At 73.3% G+C, this 18,404-nt stretch carries 17 protein-coding genes; 12 read left to right on the top strand and 5 right to left on the bottom strand.

Annotation, left to right across the window (positions count from 1 at the left end):
- The first annotated feature begins 166 nt into the window (after positions 1–166).
- From msrB to FRAEUI1C_RS18095, 4 genes are all read left to right on the top strand, one after another.
- Positions 167–628 (top strand): peptide-methionine (R)-S-oxide reductase MsrB, encoded by a 462-nt coding sequence (msrB, locus tag FRAEUI1C_RS18110; RefSeq protein ID WP_013424774.1) that lies wholly within the window; start codon positions 167–169, stop codon positions 626–628.
- A gap of 513 nt (positions 629–1,141) precedes the next feature.
- Positions 1,142–1,882, top strand: a complete 741-nt coding sequence (locus FRAEUI1C_RS18105) for a DUF4262 domain-containing protein (RefSeq protein WP_013424772.1) — start codon at positions 1,142–1,144, stop codon at positions 1,880–1,882.
- A 390-nt stretch (positions 1,883–2,272) separates the two neighbouring features.
- Positions 2,273–3,940, top strand: coding sequence for an ABC-F family ATP-binding cassette domain-containing protein (locus FRAEUI1C_RS18100; RefSeq protein ID WP_041259467.1), 1,668 nt, complete (start codon positions 2,273–2,275; stop codon positions 3,938–3,940).
- A gap of 418 nt (positions 3,941–4,358) precedes the next feature.
- Entirely contained in the window at positions 4,359–5,252 is an 894-nt protein-coding gene (locus FRAEUI1C_RS18095) for a hypothetical protein (RefSeq protein WP_013424770.1), read from the top strand.
- 404 nt (positions 5,253–5,656) lie between these two features.
- Here FRAEUI1C_RS18095 and FRAEUI1C_RS18085 read toward each other — a convergent pair whose 3' ends face one another.
- Positions 5,657–6,250 (bottom strand): MarR family winged helix-turn-helix transcriptional regulator, encoded by a 594-nt coding sequence (locus FRAEUI1C_RS18085; protein WP_013424769.1) that lies wholly within the window; start codon positions 6,248–6,250, stop codon positions 5,657–5,659.
- Between the two features lie 154 nt (positions 6,251–6,404).
- Here FRAEUI1C_RS18085 and FRAEUI1C_RS18080 point away from each other — a divergent pair, with 154 nt between their 5' ends.
- Both FRAEUI1C_RS18080 and FRAEUI1C_RS18075 read left to right on the top strand, forming a co-directional pair.
- Positions 6,405–7,040, top strand: a complete 636-nt coding sequence (locus FRAEUI1C_RS18080; protein WP_013424768.1) for an FMN-dependent NADH-azoreductase — start codon at positions 6,405–6,407, stop codon at positions 7,038–7,040.
- A 419-nt stretch (positions 7,041–7,459) separates the two neighbouring features.
- Entirely contained in the window at positions 7,460–8,095 is a 636-nt protein-coding gene (locus tag FRAEUI1C_RS18075; RefSeq protein WP_041259463.1) for a response regulator, read from the top strand.
- Positions 8,096–8,373: 278 nt separating this feature from the next.
- On the opposite strand, the gene FRAEUI1C_RS18070 is transcribed toward FRAEUI1C_RS18075, so the two are convergent.
- Positions 8,374–9,321 carry an aldo/keto reductase gene (locus FRAEUI1C_RS18070; protein WP_013424766.1) on the bottom strand — a complete coding sequence of 316 codons (948 nt, stop codon included), beginning with the start codon at positions 9,319–9,321 and terminating at the stop codon, positions 8,374–8,376.
- A gap of 166 nt (positions 9,322–9,487) precedes the next feature.
- Here FRAEUI1C_RS18070 and FRAEUI1C_RS36435 point away from each other — a divergent pair, with 166 nt between their 5' ends.
- A complete protein-coding gene (locus tag FRAEUI1C_RS36435; protein WP_013424765.1) occupies positions 9,488–11,530 on the top strand; it encodes a serine/threonine-protein kinase in 2,043 nt (680 codons plus the stop codon).
- Positions 11,531–11,579: 49 nt separating this feature from the next.
- On the opposite strand, the gene FRAEUI1C_RS18060 is transcribed toward FRAEUI1C_RS36435, so the two are convergent.
- On the bottom strand, positions 11,580–12,221 hold the full coding sequence (locus tag FRAEUI1C_RS18060; RefSeq protein ID WP_013424764.1) for a CoA transferase subunit B: 642 nt from the start codon (positions 12,219–12,221) through the stop codon (positions 11,580–11,582).
- A complete protein-coding gene (locus FRAEUI1C_RS18055) occupies positions 12,218–12,964 on the bottom strand; it encodes a CoA transferase subunit A (RefSeq protein WP_013424763.1) in 747 nt (248 codons plus the stop codon). Before FRAEUI1C_RS18055 ends, FRAEUI1C_RS18060 begins: the two co-directional genes overlap by 4 nt.
- A 423-nt stretch (positions 12,965–13,387) precedes the next feature.
- Here FRAEUI1C_RS18055 and FRAEUI1C_RS18050 point away from each other — a divergent pair, with 423 nt between their 5' ends.
- The 5 genes from FRAEUI1C_RS18050 (at position 13,388) to FRAEUI1C_RS18030 (ending at position 16,490) form a co-directional block, all read left to right on the top strand.
- A complete protein-coding gene (locus tag FRAEUI1C_RS18050) occupies positions 13,388–13,753 on the top strand; it encodes an ArsR/SmtB family transcription factor (protein ID WP_013424762.1) in 366 nt (121 codons plus the stop codon).
- Positions 13,753–14,235, top strand: coding sequence for an SRPBCC family protein (locus FRAEUI1C_RS18045; protein ID WP_013424761.1), 483 nt, complete (start codon positions 13,753–13,755; stop codon positions 14,233–14,235). The genes FRAEUI1C_RS18050 and FRAEUI1C_RS18045 overlap by 1 nt, the downstream gene beginning before the upstream one ends.
- 1 nt (position 14,236) lies before the next feature.
- Positions 14,237–14,902 carry a TIGR03086 family metal-binding protein gene (locus FRAEUI1C_RS18040; RefSeq protein ID WP_013424760.1) on the top strand — a complete coding sequence of 222 codons (666 nt, stop codon included), beginning with the start codon at positions 14,237–14,239 and terminating at the stop codon, positions 14,900–14,902.
- Between the two features lie 73 nt (positions 14,903–14,975).
- Positions 14,976–15,617, top strand: coding sequence for a LysE family translocator (locus FRAEUI1C_RS18035; RefSeq protein ID WP_013424759.1), 642 nt, complete (start codon positions 14,976–14,978; stop codon positions 15,615–15,617).
- A gap of 93 nt (positions 15,618–15,710) precedes the next feature.
- Positions 15,711–16,490, top strand: a complete 780-nt coding sequence (locus FRAEUI1C_RS18030) for a VOC family protein (RefSeq protein ID WP_013424758.1) — start codon at positions 15,711–15,713, stop codon at positions 16,488–16,490.
- Positions 16,491–16,548: 58 nt separating this feature from the next.
- Here FRAEUI1C_RS18030 and FRAEUI1C_RS36430 read toward each other — a convergent pair whose 3' ends face one another.
- The gene (locus FRAEUI1C_RS36430; protein ID WP_013424757.1) at positions 16,549–18,153 is read right to left on the bottom strand and encodes an NHL domain-containing protein; all 1,605 of its coding nucleotides are present in this window, start codon (positions 18,151–18,153) and stop codon (positions 16,549–16,551) included.
- Positions 18,154–18,404 lie beyond the last annotated feature (251 nt).

Raw genomic sequence — 18,404 nt, 5'->3', positions numbered from 1 at the left:
GGCCGTCACCCAGCCGACCCGCGGGAATGCCACCCGCGCCGCCACCGCTACACCCCATGCGCCGAGCGACCGGAAACTCGCCACGACCCAGTGCACACAGCGTCCAGGCCTTCCGGACCCCGGCAGCCCCCGCCGCCACCCACCCCGCCGAACGGAGGAACACACCATGAGCGACCAGCTCGACCCCGCCGCCCCGGCGACCGCCCGGACGACGGAGCCGGCCACGGCCGACAAGGTGACCCGCACCGACGCCGAATGGCGCTCCGTCCTCGACCCGGCCCGCTACCAGATCCTGCGCCAGGCCGCCACCGAGCGCCCCTTCACCGGCGCCTACACCTACAGCAAGGAGACCGGCACCTACCAGTGCGGCGCCTGCGGGAACCCGCTGTTCTCCTCGGACACCAAGTACGACTCCGGCTCCGGCTGGCCCAGCTTCTACGCTCCCCTCACCCCGGACGCCGTCGAGTTCGTGGACGACAGCTCCCACGGCATGGTCCGCACGGAGGTCCGCTGCGGCCGCTGCGGCTCCCACCTCGGCCACGTCTTCCCCGACGGCCCCCAGCCCACCGGGCAGCGCTACTGCATGAACAGCCTCGCCCTCGACCTGAACCCCGACACCGCAAGCTGAACCACCCGCGCCCGCTCTGGCCCTGGCTCGATCAGGGCCCGAGTCGCCATGACCGCTGACTACGCCCTCTGGTGGCTGTGCGACAGCGCAGGACACGACCATCCCAGGGCCGAATCGGCGATCATGGGGACGCCGGAACGGGCGAAGCTCGCCGGAGGCGGCACCAGGCACCATCCGGCCCGGCTCGTCCGAGCGGTGCGCGGCCGAAAGCCATAGGGGGCAACGCTCCGCAGGTCGCCGCGCCCGCTCCCAGACACCCGGTCCCCGGCCGGTCACCCACGCCGGTCGGCGGGCCCACCGGAACCCCAGTCCCGGCCCTTCGGCCGCGATCGCTGTGGCCGGCGCTCCGGTATCCACAGCCAGCCTCCCGGCCCCGCCACCAGCGACTACGGTGACCCATCGGAGGACCACGGCACCACCCGCGGCCAGACGGCCCACTGACACACCCCGGACGAACCGCAGCCGGCCCGCCGGCACCACTCGGGGGCGTTCCCGCCAACAGCAGGAGACGCCATGACCACCACCCGCGACCCTGGCCCCCGGCCCCACCCGCGACCGACAGCCACCTTCCCCAGCCCGGGCCGCTACCCGGCCGGCGGCGCCGCTCGGCCCGCCCAGCTCGTCGACCCCGAGCGGCTCCTCGACGAGCTGTGCGAACAGTTCGAGACCCGGTACGACGCCCTGATCGACGAGGCCATCGCCGCCCACGGCTGGGCGTTGCAGGCCGCCCCCGCCCTCCACTGCCGGCCACGCCTCGCGTACACCGTCGGCCTCACGGCCTACGACCGGCATCCCGAACTGATCATCACGGGGCTACGGTCCCACGTCGCCGCGCGGATCCTGAACGTCCTGTGCGACCACGTCCGCGACGGCCAGCGCCTCGGTACCCGCCAGCAGTGCGCCGACTTCCCCGGCTGGCCCCGCCTCGCGCTCCTCGACGTCGACCCCGACAACAGCGGCGACCTCCTCGTCGCCGCCAACCGCCGCTACCAGCCCACCGACGGCCCGCCCGTCGACGCGCTCCAGGTCATCTGGTGCGACCCCGCCGGCAACCTGCCCTGGGAGCCCGGCTGGGTCCTGCCACGGGACGCCCAGCCCGTCCTGCACTACCCGCTGGACCCTTTCACCGGCCTCGACGACGAGGACGACGACGACCGGGAGGACGAGACCGGTCCGGGCGTCGAGGGCCGCCGTCCGCGCGGTGCCCTCGACGAGGAGGACGACGTCACCCCGCCGCCCGTCAGGATCGGCTGACCAACGCGCCAGCCAGCCGCCGCCCTCAGGACGCGAGACCGGCGGGCTGCGGCTGGCTGGCCTCGCCGGGGCGACCGCGGTCTCATCGGCGCAGGCGTTCACCCGGCCGGTGACGGCCAAGGTGACTCTGTTTGTTGTGAGCCCCGTAGGGGCCTTATGGGGTTCTGAGCGCCTAAAGATCAACATCGGTGTCGAGCGCAGGTCAACACCGTTGACTATCTTGTGGGCCTTCCGGTGATCCGCGGTCTGCGGCCAGACTGCGCCTCGCGAGGCGTCGAGCGTCCAGCCGAGCCAGGCAACAGCCCCCTCACGCGATCCCGCCCCGGGGCGGGGCCCACTGCCCTGCTCCGGGGCCGCGGGCCTGCTCTCGGCGGCGAGCAGAATAGGAGCGTGTCCGCCACCCTTGTCGCCTCTGGCCTGTCCGTCGTCCGCGGAGGGCAGGTGGTCCTCGACGGAGTGGACCTCACTGTCGCGCCGGGCGACCGGGTCGGCGTCGTCGGCCCCAACGGGGTCGGCAAGTCGACGCTGCTGCGGTCCCTGGCCGGCCAGGCGGTGCTGGACGCAGGCCGGGTCGAGCTCTCGCCACCGTCGGCCAACGTCGGCCTGCTGCCGCAGGAGCCGGACCGCCGCCCCGGCGAGACGCTGCGCGCCTTCCTGGAGCGGCGCACCGGCGTCGCCGCCGCGCAGGCCGCCCTCGACGAGGCCACCGAGGCGCTCACCGAGGGCCGCGCCGGCGCCGACGACGCCTACGCCGTGGCCCTCGAACGGTGGCTCGCGATCGGCGGCGCCGACCTCGATGTGCGTGCCGAGCAGGTCTGCGCCGAGCTGGGCCTGCCCGCGGACGCGCTGGACGCGCCGACGACCGCGCTCTCCGGCGGCCAGGCCGCCCGCGGGTCACTCGCCGCGGTACTGCTGTCCCGCTTCGACATCACCCTGCTCGACGAGCCGACGAACGACCTGGACTTCGACGGCCTCGAACGGCTGGAACGGTTCGTCACCGGGATCTCCGGCGCGCTGGTCGTCGTCAGCCACGACCGGGCCTTCCTCGACCGGGTGATCGACAGCGTCGCCGAGATCGACCAGCACCGCCGCGACGTCACCCACTACGCGGGCGGTTGGGAGGCCTACCTGGAGGCGCGCGACATCGACCGCCGGCATGCCCGCGAACGCTACGAGGACTACGCGGACACCCGGGCCGGCCTGGTCTCCCAGGTGCAGCGCCAGCGCGAGCAGTCGGTGCGCGGCGCGATCCGGGCCAAGCGGAAGGTCCCGGACAACGACCGGTCGGTGCGCAGCTACAAGATCGAGGCGGCGACGAAGAGCGCGTCCCGGGTCCGCAACCTGGAGACGAAGCTGAACCGGCTGGAGGAGGTCGACGAGCCGCGCAAGGAGTGGCAGCTGCGGATGACGATCGCCGCGGCGCCCCGCTCCGGCGACGTGGTCGCCACTCTGGCCGGCGCGGTCGTCGAGTACCCGGCGGAGCCGGCCGCCACGGCGGGCGGCTTCCGGCTCGGGCCGGTCGACCTGACGCTGTCCTGGGCGGACCGTGTCGTCATCACCGGGCCGAACGGCGGCGGCAAGTCGACGCTGCTCGCCGCGCTGCTGGGCCGGGTGCCGCTGGCCGCCGGGACGGCGACGCTCGGCTCGGGCGTGCGCGTCGGGCAGGTCGACCAGGCCCGGGACCGGTTCCGCGGCGAGAAGACGACGCTCACGATCGCCGAGGAGGCCACCGGCTGGGTGATGGCCGAGGTGCGCACCCTGTTCGCCAAGTTCGGCCTGGCCGCCGACCAGATGACCCGGCCGGCGGGTGCCCTCTCCCCCGGCGAACGGACCCGGGCCGGGCTCGCGCTGCTGCAGGCCGTCGGGGTCAACTGCCTCGTGCTCGACGAGCCGACGAACCACCTCGACCTGCCGGCGATCGAGCAGTTGGAGTCCGCGCTCGAGACCTACCCGGGCACGCTGCTGCTGGTCAGCCACGACCGCCGGATGCTCGACGCCGTCCGCGTCACCCGCCGCCTGCACGTCGAGGCCGGCCAGGTCACCGAGTCGGCCCTGTAGGCCCACGGGCGCCCGCGCGGCGGGCAGAAGCCCCCGGAGACGAAGCCTCCGGAGACGACTGATCCCCGCCGGGCGCCAGGAGCCGGCGGGGATCATGAGTGTGAGCGTTTCGAGCCACCGGGGACAGCGGCTCAGACCATCCCCCCCGTAGAAGGTCTGAGACGCTGGCCCCGGCCGGCCCTCCCTGCGTGGACACCCCCCAGCGCCCACGACCACGTGGCGGGTTCCCCACGCCCCGTCGTCGGGGCTAAGCCTTGCGTAGTCCGAAAGGCCGAGCCAGCTCGCGGTCGCGTCCTTTCAGCGACGTGCTCCCATGCCCGTCCTCGGATATCCGAGGATGTGCCGTCATCGGCCGCCGAGACGTTGTTAGGCTGTGCTCGCTGTGATAGTGCCGCGCCCTCGCCCAAGGAGAGCGGTCGTGACGGAAGCGCCCGACGAGGACCTGTCCCCCGTCCTGTCCGGACTCATGCGTGCCGCCCGGCGCAAGACCGACGCCGGACGCAAGCTGCTCGCCAACGACGAGCTGACCCGCGAGTACCTGGAGGCGGGGCGGCGGCTGATCGACGCCCAGCTCGGCCCGGCCGAGGGGGCCGACCCCGAGGACCGGCCGCTGTTCCGCTGGCTGTCGCAGCGCGCCGTGATCGACGAGGTCGCCCGCAGCGGCGAGCGGCTGCACGGCTCGGAGGGCACGTTCCGCGACCGCTGGCCCTACCAGCCGGACTTCATCCGCGACGTGCTGTCCTACAGCCTGCGCGGGGCGCACTGGCAGGAGATCGCCGACCGCACCGCGGAGGCCCGCGACCGCCTCGCCGACGCCGAGGACGTCGTCCGCGCCGTCCACGACGCCGCCTACCAGGACCTGATCGTCAGCCAGAACAGCCCGGCGATGCGGACGTGGCTGATCGGCGCGGCGATGGCCGCCCGGGACGAGATCGCCCGCTCGACGGTCCAGGAGATGTACCGGATCAGCACCCAGGCCTGGCAGGACTCCTACGAGAAGGCGGCCGCCGCCCGCGGCCTGAAGCCCCGGGCCGGCCTCACCATCGAGGACCTCAACTTCATCATGACGGCCGTCACCGAGGGCATGCAGGTACGCCTGATGGTCGAGGACGACGGCCGGGTCTTCGACCACGAACGGCGCACCTCGCTGCTCGGCACCGCGGCGCTGGCCCTGCTCGTCGCCTGCTTCGACCACCTGGACGACGGGCTGAGCCTCGAGGACCTCGTCCGCCTCGCGGTCAGCCCCCCGTCCGACGGGCCGGAGCAGGCCGCCGAGAGCGCCGGGCCCGAGGCGGCCCCAGAGCAGGCCTGAGTCCACGGGGGTGGACAACTCGCGGCGCCCCCGTGGACTCAGGCCAGACGCCCAAGACGTGGCCGGGCGAGCTGTCCCAGGTACAGATCGAGGGGCCGCACGCTGTCTCGCCCGCGTCGATCAGCCCGCCGGGCAGCTCCCACCGCTGCCGACGGCGGTCGAACACCAGCAGGAGGCGGCCGTCGTCGGTCCAGAGGGCGAGCAGGGACGCGGGCAGTGGGGCGTCGCGGAGGTCGGCGTCCTCAGCGATCTGGTGGAACGCGACCAGGAGGTTACCGTCCTCGTCGGCGGCCAGGGGCAGCGGGTCGCGATCACTCACGCGAGCCAGTATCCGCGCGCCGAAAGGGCGTCTGCGTCGCGCGAAACGGCGCGCGGGCGCGGGCGGCCGACCGTAAGATCCGGAGTCAGGTGAGCGGAGCGTGCTTGTCCAGCTCGCCGGAGGCGCGCTGGCAGGCCGACTCGGCCTGAGTGGGATCGATGGAGACCAGGTGCTCGACGACACGGCGAGCCATCGAGGCGAACGAGCCCCGCTCATCCTCGGCCAGCGGAGCGAGGATGTGGTCCTCCACGAGACGCAGCCGGTCCTGGGCCGCGTCGTAGGCGGCCCGGCCGTGGTCGGTGCCGACGATCATGCGGGCGCGCCGGTCGGCCGGGTCGGGCCGGCGCTCGACGAGGCCGGCGTCCTCCATCTGGTCGATGAGGTGGACCATGACCGTTCGGTCGATCCCGAACCGGCGGGCGACCTCGATCTGGTTGGGCGCCCGGCCGCAGAGTGAGGCTCCCAGCACATACAGGCCGCGCAGGCCGCCCGGCACCGAGTCGACCGCCGCCGACGCGGCGGCCAGGTAGCCGTGCTGGATCTGGCCGACCAGCCAGCCGAGGTCCCTGGCCATGTCGTCCGTGACCAGGGCGTCGACGTTGGCGGGAGGACAGTCGGGTTCCGCGGCGCACGGGCCGTTGAGGGCCTCGTCGGCCCCGGCTCCCGTTAGCTGCGCCATCGCACGAGGGTACCCCGGAATGACTTCCGTTCGTCAGTGTTTACGATGAGCGGCGCAGCAACTAATCTGTTCGATAGACGATCTGTTCTATAGCCGATCTAGGGGCAAGCCGCACGGCAGCGGGCGCCCCGAACGTCCTCACGAGGAGTCACCAATGGCCCACCTGCTCCACATCGAGTCGAGCTTCGCCGGCGACAACTCCGTCTCCCGCGCGGTCTCGCGCGAGTACGTCGCCGAGTGGCAGGCCCGGAACCCTGACGGGATCGTCACCTACCGCGACCTCGCGGCTCAGCCCCCGGCGCACCTGGACTGGACCGCCGTCTCCGCCGGGATGACCCCCGAGGACCAGCGGACCCCGGAGCAGGTCGAGGCCGTCAAGGCCCGTAGCACCTACATCGGCGAGGTGGCCGCCGCGGACGAGGTGGTCTTCACCGCGCCGATGTACAACTTCTCGATCGCCTCGACCCTCAAGGCCTGGCTCGACCAGCTCATCGTCCCGGGCATGACCATGGCCGACGGCACGAACCCGGGCCTGCTCAACGGCAAGAAGGTCACCATCGTGACCTCCCAGGGCGGGTCCTACGGGCCGGGCACCCCGAAGGACGGCTGGGACCACGTGACGCCGTACCTGACCCACATCGTCGAGTCGCTGGGCGCCGACGACGTCGAGTTCGTCAACGTCCACATGACCCTCTCGACCGTCAACCCGGCGCTGGCCGAGTTCCAGCCGCTGTTCCACGCCTCGCGGGCCGCCGCGACCGACGCCGTCAAGGTCCGCGTCGGCGCCTGAGCGACGCCGCCGAGCGCGCCTTGTCCGGCGCGCACGGACGCGCCCGTCGGCACTCGTCCGCCAGCCCGGTCCACCCGGGCCGGCGGGCCGGGCCGGGCCGGTGGGCGCGTCCGTTTCCCGGTTACCTCGGTGGCCGGTCGGAAGGTCAGGCACCGGCCCACGCCCGGCCGCCAGCCGATGGTGTGGCCGCGGCCATGACCTCTCGACCTGCGCCATTCCCGACCGATGAGGCGCCCCGCCCCAACGGCCCGTCGGAACGAGGGGCCGCACGGGCCGCCAGGGCGGTCATTTTGGCCCGTAGAGTGGGCCCATCGACCGGGCCGATCGGCCCGTCCCGGAGCCCGTAGTGGCTGGTCCGAACGGCAGGGGCAGGCCCGAGGAGCCGCTCTGAGCTGGATGAACCGGGTATCGTATGGATCATGAGTGATGTGCGGGTGTTCCTGCTGGATGACCACGAGATCGTGCGTCGCGGCATCCGCGAGATGCTCGAGGACACCGGCGACATCCAGGTGGTCGGCGAGGCGTCGACGGCCGCCGAGGCCCTGCGGCGGCTGCCGGCCGCCGCGCCGAACGTCGCCGTGCTCGACGCCCGGCTGGAGGACGGCAGCGGCATCGACGTCTGCCGGGACATCCGCTCCGCGCATCCGGAGATCGGCTGCCTGATCCTGACGTCGTATGACGACGACGACGCGCTGTTCTCCGCGATCATGGCCGGGGCGGCCGGCTACCTGCTCAAGCAGATCAAGGGCACCGACCTGATCGGCGCGATCCGCACGATCGCCGCGGGCCGGTCGCTGCTCGACCCGGCCGTCACCCAGCGTGTCCTCACCCGCCTGCGCGAGGGCCCGACCCAGGACCCGAAACTCGCCGCGCTCGGCACCCGCGAGCGGGAGATCCTGCACCTGGTCGCCGAGGGCCTCACCAACCGGCAGATCGCCAGCCGGATCCACCTGTCCGAGAAGACGGTGAAGAACTACGTCTCCTCGATCCTGGTCAAGCTGGAACTGACCAGCCGCACCCAGGCCGCGGTCTTCGCCGCCCGCGTCGAGAAGTAGCCCACCAGCCGAGCCCAGCCACCGCCGGCCAGCCGGCCGTAGCCGGCTCCCGGCTCCCGGCTCCCGGCTCCCGGCTCCCGGCTCCCGGCTCCCGGCTCCCGGCTCCCGGCTCCCGGCTCCCGGCTCCCGGCTCCCGGCTCCCGGCTCCCGGGCCATGATCGCCGTTTGGGCCCTCGCGTGGTTGTTGTCAGCGGCTTTCTACGGCCATGTCAGGGCCGAAACGGCGATCACAACCACCAACGTGCCGCCCGGGCAGCGCTCGCCGGGCCGGGCAGGCGTCAGGCGGCCGCAGGCGGGGGCGGGATTCTGTCGAGGGCGGTCAGGTCGGCGGCGGTGAGTTCCCAGGCGGCCGCCGCCGCGTTCGCGGCGACCTGCTCGGGCCTGGTCGCCCCGGCGATGACGCTGGAGACGCCGGTCTGGGCCGCGAGCCAGGCGATCGCCAGCTCCAGGATCGTGTGGCCCCGCTCCCGCGCGAACGCCGTCAGCGCGTCGATGTAGGCGAAGTTCTCCGCGGTCGCGGTCCGGGCGAAGAACGGCAGGTCAGCGAGCCGCGATCCCGCCGGGAACGGCACACCCGCCTGGTACTTGCCGGAGAGCAGGCCGGAGGCCAGCGGGAAGTAGGGAACGATCCCCATCCCGGCCTTCACCGCCGCCGGCACGATCTGCGCCTCGACGCTCCGGGACAGCAGGCTCCATTCGATCTGGGCCGCCGTGAACGGCGCGACCCGGTGCTCGTCGGCGTAGGAGGCCCGCTCCTCGATCTGCGGCCCCGTGACGTTGGAGCAGGCGAGGTGGCGCATCTTGCCCGCCTCGACGAGCTCGTTGAACGTGTCCATGGCCTCGGCGTTCGGGGCGTCGGCGTCGACATAGTGCTGGTAGTAGACGTCGATCCGGTCGGTGCCCAGCCGGCGCAGGCTGCCCTCACAGCCCGCCAGGATGCGCCGACGCAGAATGCCGGGGGTGTAGGGCTCGTCCGCCGGGCGCGGCAGCACCTTGGTCGCGATGACGACCTCGTCACGCCGGGACCCGAGGGCCGCGCCGAGGTACTCCTCCGACTTCCCGCCGCCGTACATCTCGGCCGTGTCGAAATGGGTGATCCCGGCGTCAAGCGCGGCACCCACGACCGCCGCCGTCGCCACGGCGTCGATCTTCATTCCGAAGTTGTTACAACCCAGCCCAACGACGGACACCGCCGGCCCGCTCGTGCCCAACGGCCGTGTCTGCATGGACCCTCCGCTCACGACGACTCCCACCTGATCGGAGACTACGGTCCCGCCGCGCGCCAGCGCAGGGGCGTGGCCGGCGGGTGCCCCGGCCCCGGACGACCGGTTCTCCAGGCCCGGATCGGGCCTATGGGAGGATTGGCGGGTTGACACAAGGGGAGCGGAACCGATGGACGGCGGTTGGGCGGGCGCGGGCCTGGGCGGGATGACCGCCGAGGACGAGTTCGCGCTCGGCGACCTGCGGATCGGCACGGTGCTCGGTCGCGGGGCGACCGGGGAGGTCCGCCGCGCGGTCACCCCGAACGGCGAGCTGGTCGCCGTCAAGCTGCTGCGCCAGGAACTGGCCGACGACTCGCAGGTGGTCGCCCGGCTGCTGCGGGAGTGCTCGGTCGTCGCCCGGCTCGCAGACCGGCACGTCATCCGGATTCGGCACCTCATCGCCGAGGACGACCGCGTCGGCATCGTCATGGACTACCTTCCCGACGGCGACCTGCGCGGCCTGCTGCGCCGCCGCGGCACGCTCACCCCGACGGACGCGGGCCGGCTGACCGGCCAGGTACTGGTCGCCCTGCGGCGGGCGCACGAGGCCGGCGTCGTGCACCGCGACGTCAAACCGGAGAACGTGCTGCTCGACGGGGACGACGCGGTCCTCACCGACTTCGGCATCGCCCGCCAGCTGGAGGGCCCGTCGCTGACGACCGGCACCGGGATCCTGGGGACGCCGTCGTACCTGGCCCCCGAGCTGGCCAGCGCCCAGCCGACCACGCCCGCCGTCGACATCTACTCGACCGGCTGCCTGTTCTACGAGCTGCTCGCGGGCCAGCCGCCGTTCGTCGGCGGCCCCGCGATCGCCGTGCTGCTCCGCCACGTCAACGAGACCCCCGTGCGGCCCCCGGACCTGGCCGACCAGCTCTGGGACCTGCTCGCCGCGATGCTCGCCAAGCAGCCCGACGACCGCCCGACCGCGTCCCAGGCCATCGCGACCCTGGCGGCGCTGGAACCGACGTTCTCCGGCCTGCCCGCGCTGCCCCGGCTGGGCCGCCCGGACTCGTCGACGTCGGGCCCGCGGACCCACGAGTCCGTGCCGACGTGGAGCCTGACGCCGGACTGGGACCGCAACCTCACGACACACGTGCCCGGCGGGCCCGACGACGACGGCGCCCAGCCCACCGTCCTCAACCGTTTCCTCGCCGACGACGCGGTGGCCGAGACTCGGACCGACCTGCCGGCCAGCCGCGCCCACCGCTCGCCGGACGCCCGAGCCTGGGGGCCGGCCAGCCTGCCAGGGTCCGAACCCGGTTCGGCGCCGCCGCCGGATCGGGTCCTGCCGCCGGGTGCCGCCGGCCGCCGGCGCCCCGACCGGTCGCGCCGTGGGCTCATGCTGCTGATCGCCGCCATCGTCGTGCTGGTGCTGGCCGGCACGGGAATCGCGGTCGCGCTGCGGTCGGCGGGGCATGGCAGTCCCGCGAGCGACACCGGGGCCGACTCCGGGCCCACGGTCGGGCTCACCTCTGAACCGTCGGCGAGCGCGCCCGGGGACCCGTCAAGCAATACCGGGCCCGGGCCGTCCGCCTCGGCGGAGCCCACGTCGCCAGCCACCCCGTCGGCGACCGCGACCGCCTCGCCGTCGGCTGGCGCGCCGGCCCAGCCGGTCCTGCGGGCGACGGCCCAGTCGGGCGCGGTCTCGCTGACGATCACCCAGCCCGACGGCGGAGCGGTCACCAGCTACCAGATCGCCGCCACCGGCCTCGCGACCAGGACCGTCGCCGCCGGGCGCACCACCGTCGCCGTGAAGGTGCCCGACTGCACCAGCCGCTCGTTCACGGTGACCGCCGTCGGCCCCGGCGGCTCGACCCCGTCCACGCCGGTCGACGCCGTCGGCTGCGTGGCGCCAGGACAGGTCAGGAACGTCGTCCAGACCATTCCCGGTCCGGGGAGCCGCCGCCTGACCTGGGATCCGCCCGCGGACCTCGGCGGCGACAGCCAGGTCGACTACCGCATCGCCGTGACCGGGAACGGTGCGGCCACCACCGTCACCACCAGCACCTCGCCGACCTTCCTGCTGAACTGCACCACGGCCGCGGACGGTGCGGACTGCGCGGCCGGGGTCACCGTCTACATCGAGGCCCGCAACTCGATCGGCGCCGGCCCCAAGCTCCGCGTCCCGATCGAGTCGGCCAACGCCTCCCCCACACCACCCGCCGCCGGCTGAAACCCAGCGGCCCGGCGCCGGCTCTGCGCCCAGGTGTCTCTCCAGGGTCTCAGTCCAGCGCGACCGTCAGTTCGGGGCCGGTGGCCTTGCGGACCTCGGCGACGGTGATGCCGGGGGCCAGCTCGCGCAGGACGAAACCGGTGCCGGGGACGACGTCGAGGACGGCCAGGTCGGTGATGACGCGATGCACGCAGGCCTTGCCGGTCAGCGGCAGGGAGCAGGCGTCGACCAGCTTGTGGCTGCCGTCCTTGGCGGTGTGCTCCATCATCACGATGACCTTGCGGGCGCCGTGGACGAGGTCCATCGCGCCGCCCATGCCCTTGACCATCTTGCCGGGGATCATCCAGTTGGCCAGGTCGCCGGTCGCGGAGACCTGCATCGCGCCGAGGACGGCGACGTCGACGTGTCCGCCGCGGATCATCGAGAACGACGTCGCGGAGTCGAAGAACGACGACCCGGGCAGGACCGTGACGGTCTCCTTGCCCGCGTTGATCAGGTCCGGGTCGACGTTGTCCTCGGTCGGGTAGGGGCCGACGCCGAGGACACCGTTCTCCGAGTGCAGGACGACGTGGACGCCCTCCGGCAGGTAGTTCGGCACGAGGGTCGGCAGGCCGATCCCGAGGTTGACGTACTGGCCGTCCTCCAGCTCCTGGGCGACCCGGGCGGCCAGCTCCGTACGGGACAGGCTCACGCCGACACCGTCCTCTTCTCGATGCGCTTCACGACGTCCGGCGCGTGCACGACCCGCTGGACGAAGATGCCCGGGGTGTGGATCTCGGCGGGATCGAGCTCGCCGGGCTCGACGAGCTCCTCGACCTCGGCGATGGTGACCTTCCCCGCTGCGGCGCACAGCGGGTTGAAGTTCGCCGCGCTCTCCTTGTAGACGAGGTTGCCGTGCCGATCGCCCTTCCAGGCGTGCACCAGCGCGAAGTCCGTGACGATCGCGCGCTCCAGCACGTAGTCGACGCCGTCGAAGGCCCTCGTCTCCTTCGGCTCGGAGGCGAGGGCGACACCGCCCTTGCCGTCGTAGCGCAGCGGCAGGCCCCCGTCGGCGATCTGGGTGCCGACGCCGGCGGGCGTGTAGAACGCGGGGATACCGGCGCCGCCGGCACGCAGCCGCTCGGCCAGGGTGCCCTGCGGTACGAGCTCGACCTCCAGCTCACCGGCGAGGAACTGCCGCTCGAACTCCTTGTTCTCCCCGACGTAGGAGCCCGTCGTCCGCGCGATCTTGCCGGCCCGTAGCAGGACGCCCAGGCCCCAGCCGTCGACGCCGCAGTTGTTGCTCACCGTCTTCAGCCCGGAGACCCCGGCCTCGTGCAACGCGTCGATCAGCACGCTGGGGATGCCGCACAGGCCGAACCCGCCCACCGCCAGCGAGGCCCCGTCGCCGATGTCCGCCACCGCGTCGGCCGCGGCCGCCACCACCTTGTCCACCGCTCACCCGCCTCCCACCTCGTCCCACCAACCGCGTCAGGTTAATGGCGACTAACCAGTACGTCCAGCGTGTCCGAAACGGCCGCCCCCCAAGACTGCCACGTCCCCTCTCACGATCGGAGAGGACCACTCTCGCGGCCGATCCTCAGCCCGCGTAGCCGACACTCGTTCCGACCGGACACTCCGCCGCCAGCCGCCAGCCGCCAGCCGCCAGCCGCCAGGATGATCGCCGGTTTGGCCCTGGAGTGGCCGCGATCCGGCCTCGAACGCGACCCTCCGAGGGCCAAGACGGCGATCTTGGCCCGATCGGGCGGTCCCACGTGAGGCGGGGGCGGCGGCATCGGGAGATCTCAACCGGATGGTTGACATCGACGTCGGACTGCGAGAGGGTTTCGTCAACCGAGCGGTTGAGGAGGTGGGGGTGTGGACCAGCTTTCCCGGGTGTTCGCGGCGCTGGCCGACCCGACCCGGCGGGACCTCGTCGCCCGGCTCACCGACGGTGACGCGACGGTCGGCGAGCTGGCGGCGCCCTACGAGGTGTCGGTGCAGGCGGTCTCCAAGCATCTGAAGGTGCTGGAGCAGGCCGGGCTCGTCAGCCGGGCGGGAGCCGCGCACCGCAGCCCGGTGCACCTGGAGGCCCAGGTCTTCGACCTGGCGACGGCCTGGCTGGAGCGGTACCGCCGCGAGGCCGAACGGCGTTACCAGCGCCTCGACGCCGTCCTCGCCGCCATGGCCGACGACGACAGACCCATCCAGGACGACGAACAACCAGAGAGGGAGACAGCCTGATGGCCACCACCAAGACGGTCACGGTCGAAGCGGACCCGAACGTGCCACTCATCCGGATGACCCGCGACTTCCACGCCACACCCGCGCAGCTCGTGCGCGCCCACACGGACCCCGCGCTGTTCGCCCAGTGGGTCGGCCCGGACGGCTTCGAGACCACGATCGACTACTGGGACGCGCGCACCGGTGGAAGCTGGCGTTACGTCGGCGCCCGGGACGGCGTCGAGCACGCCTTCCACGGGTCGTTCCACGAGGTCGGCCCCGCGCGCCTGGTCCAGACCTTCACCTACGAGGGCGCGCCGGACCAGGTGGCGCTCGAGACGATGTGGTTCGAGGACCTCGGCGACGGCCGTACCCGCCTGCACGCCCAGTCGCTGGTCGACAGTTTCGAGAGCCGGGACGCGTTCCTGAACAGCGGCATGGAGACCGGGGTCGAACAGGGCTACCTGAAGCTGGACGCCCTCCTGCGCGCCCTGGACGCCTGACATGGCCGAAGGACGATCCACCGCACCAGACGGGCGCCAGGACACGCACCGGACCGGTCAGCCACGGGAGGCGAGCGACGGCGGATCGCTCACGGCACTGGCGGACCGGCCGGCGGAACGCCACCGCGCGGTCGCGGCGGGGTTCACCGAACGGGTTCTCGGCACCAAGGACTGGGACGCCCCCACGCCGGTGCCGCAGTGGACGGCGCGCGACGTCGTCCGCCACCTGTGCGAGTGGTTCCCCAGCTTCCTGGCGGACGGGACCGGCATCGAGCTGGCCCGCGGACCGTCGGTCGACGTGGACCCGGCCGCCGCCTGGCAGGTCCACGCCGACGCGGTCCAGGCATTGCTGGACGACCCGGCGACCGCGGACCGGAAGCTGCGTCATCCGATGGTCGGCGAGCACCCGCTGGCCCCCGCGATCGACCAGTTCTACACGGTCGACATCTTCATGCACACCTGGGATCTCGCCCGCGCCACCGGCCAGGACGACAGCCTCGACCCCGACCTGTGCGCGACGCTGCTGGCCGGGATGGAACCGATCGAGGGCCTGCTCCGGGACTCCGGCCAGTACGGCCCGCGTGTCGAGGTCCCGGCCGGTTCCGACCCGCGGACCCGCCTCGTCGCGTTCATCGGCCGCGATCCGTCGTTCTCGCCCCAGGCGTGAGCGTGCCTGGCACCGGCCCGGGCGGCCCTGAAATCCGGTAGTTCCGCCGTTCGACGCCTCGTACGCTTCTGCGGTGCTCGTCGACGTCGCCACGTTCACCGTCGCCTCGGTCCTCATCGTGCTGCTGCCGGGGCCGGACACGCTCGTCGTGGTGCGCAACCTGATGGCTGGCGGGCGCCGGGCCGCGGTACGGGCGTCGCTCGGTGTGATGACCGGGCTGGTCGTCTGGGTCGTCGGGGCGGCGCTGGGCCTGTCGGCACTGCTGACCGCGAGCCACGACGCCTACCTCGGGCTGCGGGTCGCGGGCGCGCTCTACCTGGGCTGGATGGGCCTGGCGACACTGCGCGCCCGGCCCCACGAGGATCAGGCCGACGCCGTCGCGGGCGGCACCGAGCCCGCTCGCGGCCGGCGCGGCGGACTGGTGGGGACCGGGTTCACCGCCGGAATCCTGACGGATCTGCTGAATCCCAAGGTCGGCGTCTTCTTCATGACGTTCCTGCCGGGGTTCATCCCGGCGGACGCCCCGGTCGCGGGGACCTCGCTGCTGCTCGGCGGGATCTTCGTCGTGCTGACGGCGGGCTACTACGGCGCGTTGCTCGCCCTGTCCGGGCCGGTCATGCGCTGGATGGCCGACGGCCCGGTCCGCCGCTGGGTCGACCGGGTGACCGGCCTCATCCTGATCGCGTTCGGCGTCCGCTTGGCCGTCGAGCCCTGAGCCGCTCGTAGCTGCCACGTTCGCCGCGTTCGTTCTGTCGCAGGCCGCGGCTACGGTGACCGGGTCACGGCCCACCGCCTGAGGGAGCACGCCATGGCCGAGGTCATCACCGCCGTTCCGAACACGCCCGCCTGGATCGACGTCACCACAGCGGACGTCGACGCCGCCGTCGCGTTCTACACCGCGCTGTTCGGTTGGGAGGCCCGCCGGTCGCCAGATCCGGCCGCCGGCGGGTACACCGAGCTGGCGCTGCGGGGCCGGCGGGTCGCCGGCGCGGGTCCCGCCTTCCCCGGGTATCCGAACGTCTGGATGACCTACCTCGGGGTGGCCGACGCCGACGCGACGGCGCGGCGGGCGCTGGCGGCCGGCGGCAAGGTCCTCGTCGAGCCGAGGGACGTCCTCGACGCCGGCCGGCTCGCTGTGCTCGCGGACGTCGAGGGCGCGCCGATCGGGCTGTGGCAGCCGCGGGCCAACCCCGGGGTCGAGCTCGTCGACGAGCCGGGCGCGCTGTGCTGGACCGAGCTGGCGGTCCGCGACGCCGACGCCGCGGTGGCCTTCTACGAGGAGGTGTTCGGCTGGACCGGGGAGCGCGAGAGCCTGGGCGGCGGCGTCACCTACGTCTACTGGTCGCTCGGCGGTCGACGGTTCGGCGGGCTGATGCGGATGAACGAGGTCTGGCCGCCCGAGATCCCGGCCCACTGGATGGTCTACCTGCAGGTCGAGGACGCCGACGCCTGCGCCGCCGAGATCGCCCGTCTCGGCGGCTCCGTGCCGGTCCCGCCCACCGACATCCCGCCGGGCCGGTTCGCCGTCGCCAACGACCCTCTGGGCGCCCACTTCTCCATCCTCCAGCCGACCACCGCGGCGCCCTGACGGGCTCGGCGCGGGCAGCGGGCACCGCCTTCGCGCGGGCGGACCCGGGTCGCGGTGCCTACCCGGTGGACCTGACGACGGTGGTGATGGTCCCGTCGGTGGCGATCCGGCGCACCTGCTCGTTGCCGCCGTCCACGACGTAGACCGCGCCGGTCACGTCGGCGGCCACCGCCCGGGGCTGCAGGAAGGTCGCCGCCGTCGCGGGGCCACCGTCGCCGGCCGCGCCCTCCCCGCCGGTCCCCGCGATCGTCCTGATGACGCCGTCGGGACCGACCTTCCGCACGTTCGCGCGGCCGGGGCTGACCAGGTAGAGGGATCCGTCGGGACCGAGCCCGAGGCTCGGGACGGTCAGCCGTACCGCCGACGAGGTGGCCCGACGGCCCTCACCGGCTCGGCCGTTGGCGCTGATGTCCCAGTAGCCGCTGCCGGCGACGGTGGTCAGCCGACCGTCGGGGCTGATCCGCTGGACGGTGCCGCTGGCGATGTTGGTGAAGTAGATGCTGCCGTCGGGCGCGTCCTCGATCGTGTTCGGCCCGCCGAGCTTGGCGGACGTCGCGCTCGCCGGGCCGCGGGTGAAGCCCGGCTGGCCGGTTCCGGCGACCGTGGTGATGATTCCTTCGGGCGTGATCCTGCGGACCCGGTTGCTCTGCAGGTCCCCGAAGTAGATGGTGCCGTCGCCGAGGACCGCGACGTCCTCCACCCGGCCGACCCGCGCCTCGACGGCGGGGCCGCCGTCGCCGGAGTCCCCTTCCAGCCCGACGCCCGCCACGGTGGTGACGACGCCGGCGGTGTCGATCTTGCGGATGCGGTAGCCGTTGATGTCCGGGACGTACAGGTTGCCCGCGTCGTCCCAGTCGACCTGCCCGGCGCCGGATATCCCGGCCGACGATTCCCCGCCCACCGAGGACACCTTCTCGTCGCCGATGATCGGCGTCACGGTGCCGTCCGGGTCGATCCGGTAGACCGTGGCTCGGTTGAACGTGTACCCGGAGACGTAGAGGACGCCGTCCCGGCTCACCGACACGTACTCGGGCCGGATCCCGTCCAGCGGAAGCGTCGCGCCGGAGTAGGCGGGGCCTGGGCCCCCGGCGGGCACGGGAGCGTAGGCCCGGGTGGGACTGGGCGAGGGCGGGGCCGGCGCCGTCGTCCGCGCCGGGGCCGCCAGCGCGGCGGACGAGCTGCCCCCGTCGGCGCGCAGGCTGACGCCGATGACCACCGCCCCGGCCACAAGCACGAGGACCACGCCGACGGCCAGCCCCACCAGCCACGGACGGCCAGCCGGCCCGCGGCCTCGATCAGACGCCTCGGCCCCCGGCGCTAGGCCCGGCGCCGCCGCCTGGCCGAGTCCAGGCTCGGGCACCGACCACGGTTGCCCCGCGGCAGCGGGCACGCTCTCCGGGATGGGCCAGGCCACGTCCGCGGGGGGCGGCAGCGCGGCGGGGTGGCCTTCTGGCACCGGCCACGGGTGCTCGTCCGCTGGCGCGCCGGCCGGGGCGTCGCCGACGGACGGCGCCCGTGTCTCACCGGCCGCGATGCCATCACGAGACGCCGGCAGGTCGGCGGGCACGGCGGCGGTCGGCGACTGGTCGGGCCGTTCGCTGGCGGGTTCCTCCATCCCCGCGGACGCGGGTGTCTCGTCGATCGGTGTCGCGCCAGCCGTCATGCCGTCCTGTCCTCGCCCGCACCGGAAACGGTCAGCCACTGCCAAGTGGGACGTGACCTCGAACGTCGGGAGCCTAGAGGTTCGCCGGGAGGCCACGACACCTGGGCGATGCCGCTCACCGGCCTGGCGACGGTGCGTGGCTCAGCCGCGCCGCTCGGCGCCAGGTGCCGGCCGTCCGGCGCACGGCGGCGGCACCCGCCGGGGCTGAGGTGCGGATTCGGTGACCATCGGCTGTCGCCTGGCGATCGCCC

The organism is Pseudofrankia inefficax (assembly GCF_000166135.1).
In the GTDB taxonomy this organism is placed as follows: Bacteria; Actinomycetota; Actinomycetes; order Frankiales; family Frankiaceae; genus Pseudofrankia; species Pseudofrankia inefficax.
This window is presented reverse-complemented; position numbering and strand designations above follow the sequence as displayed.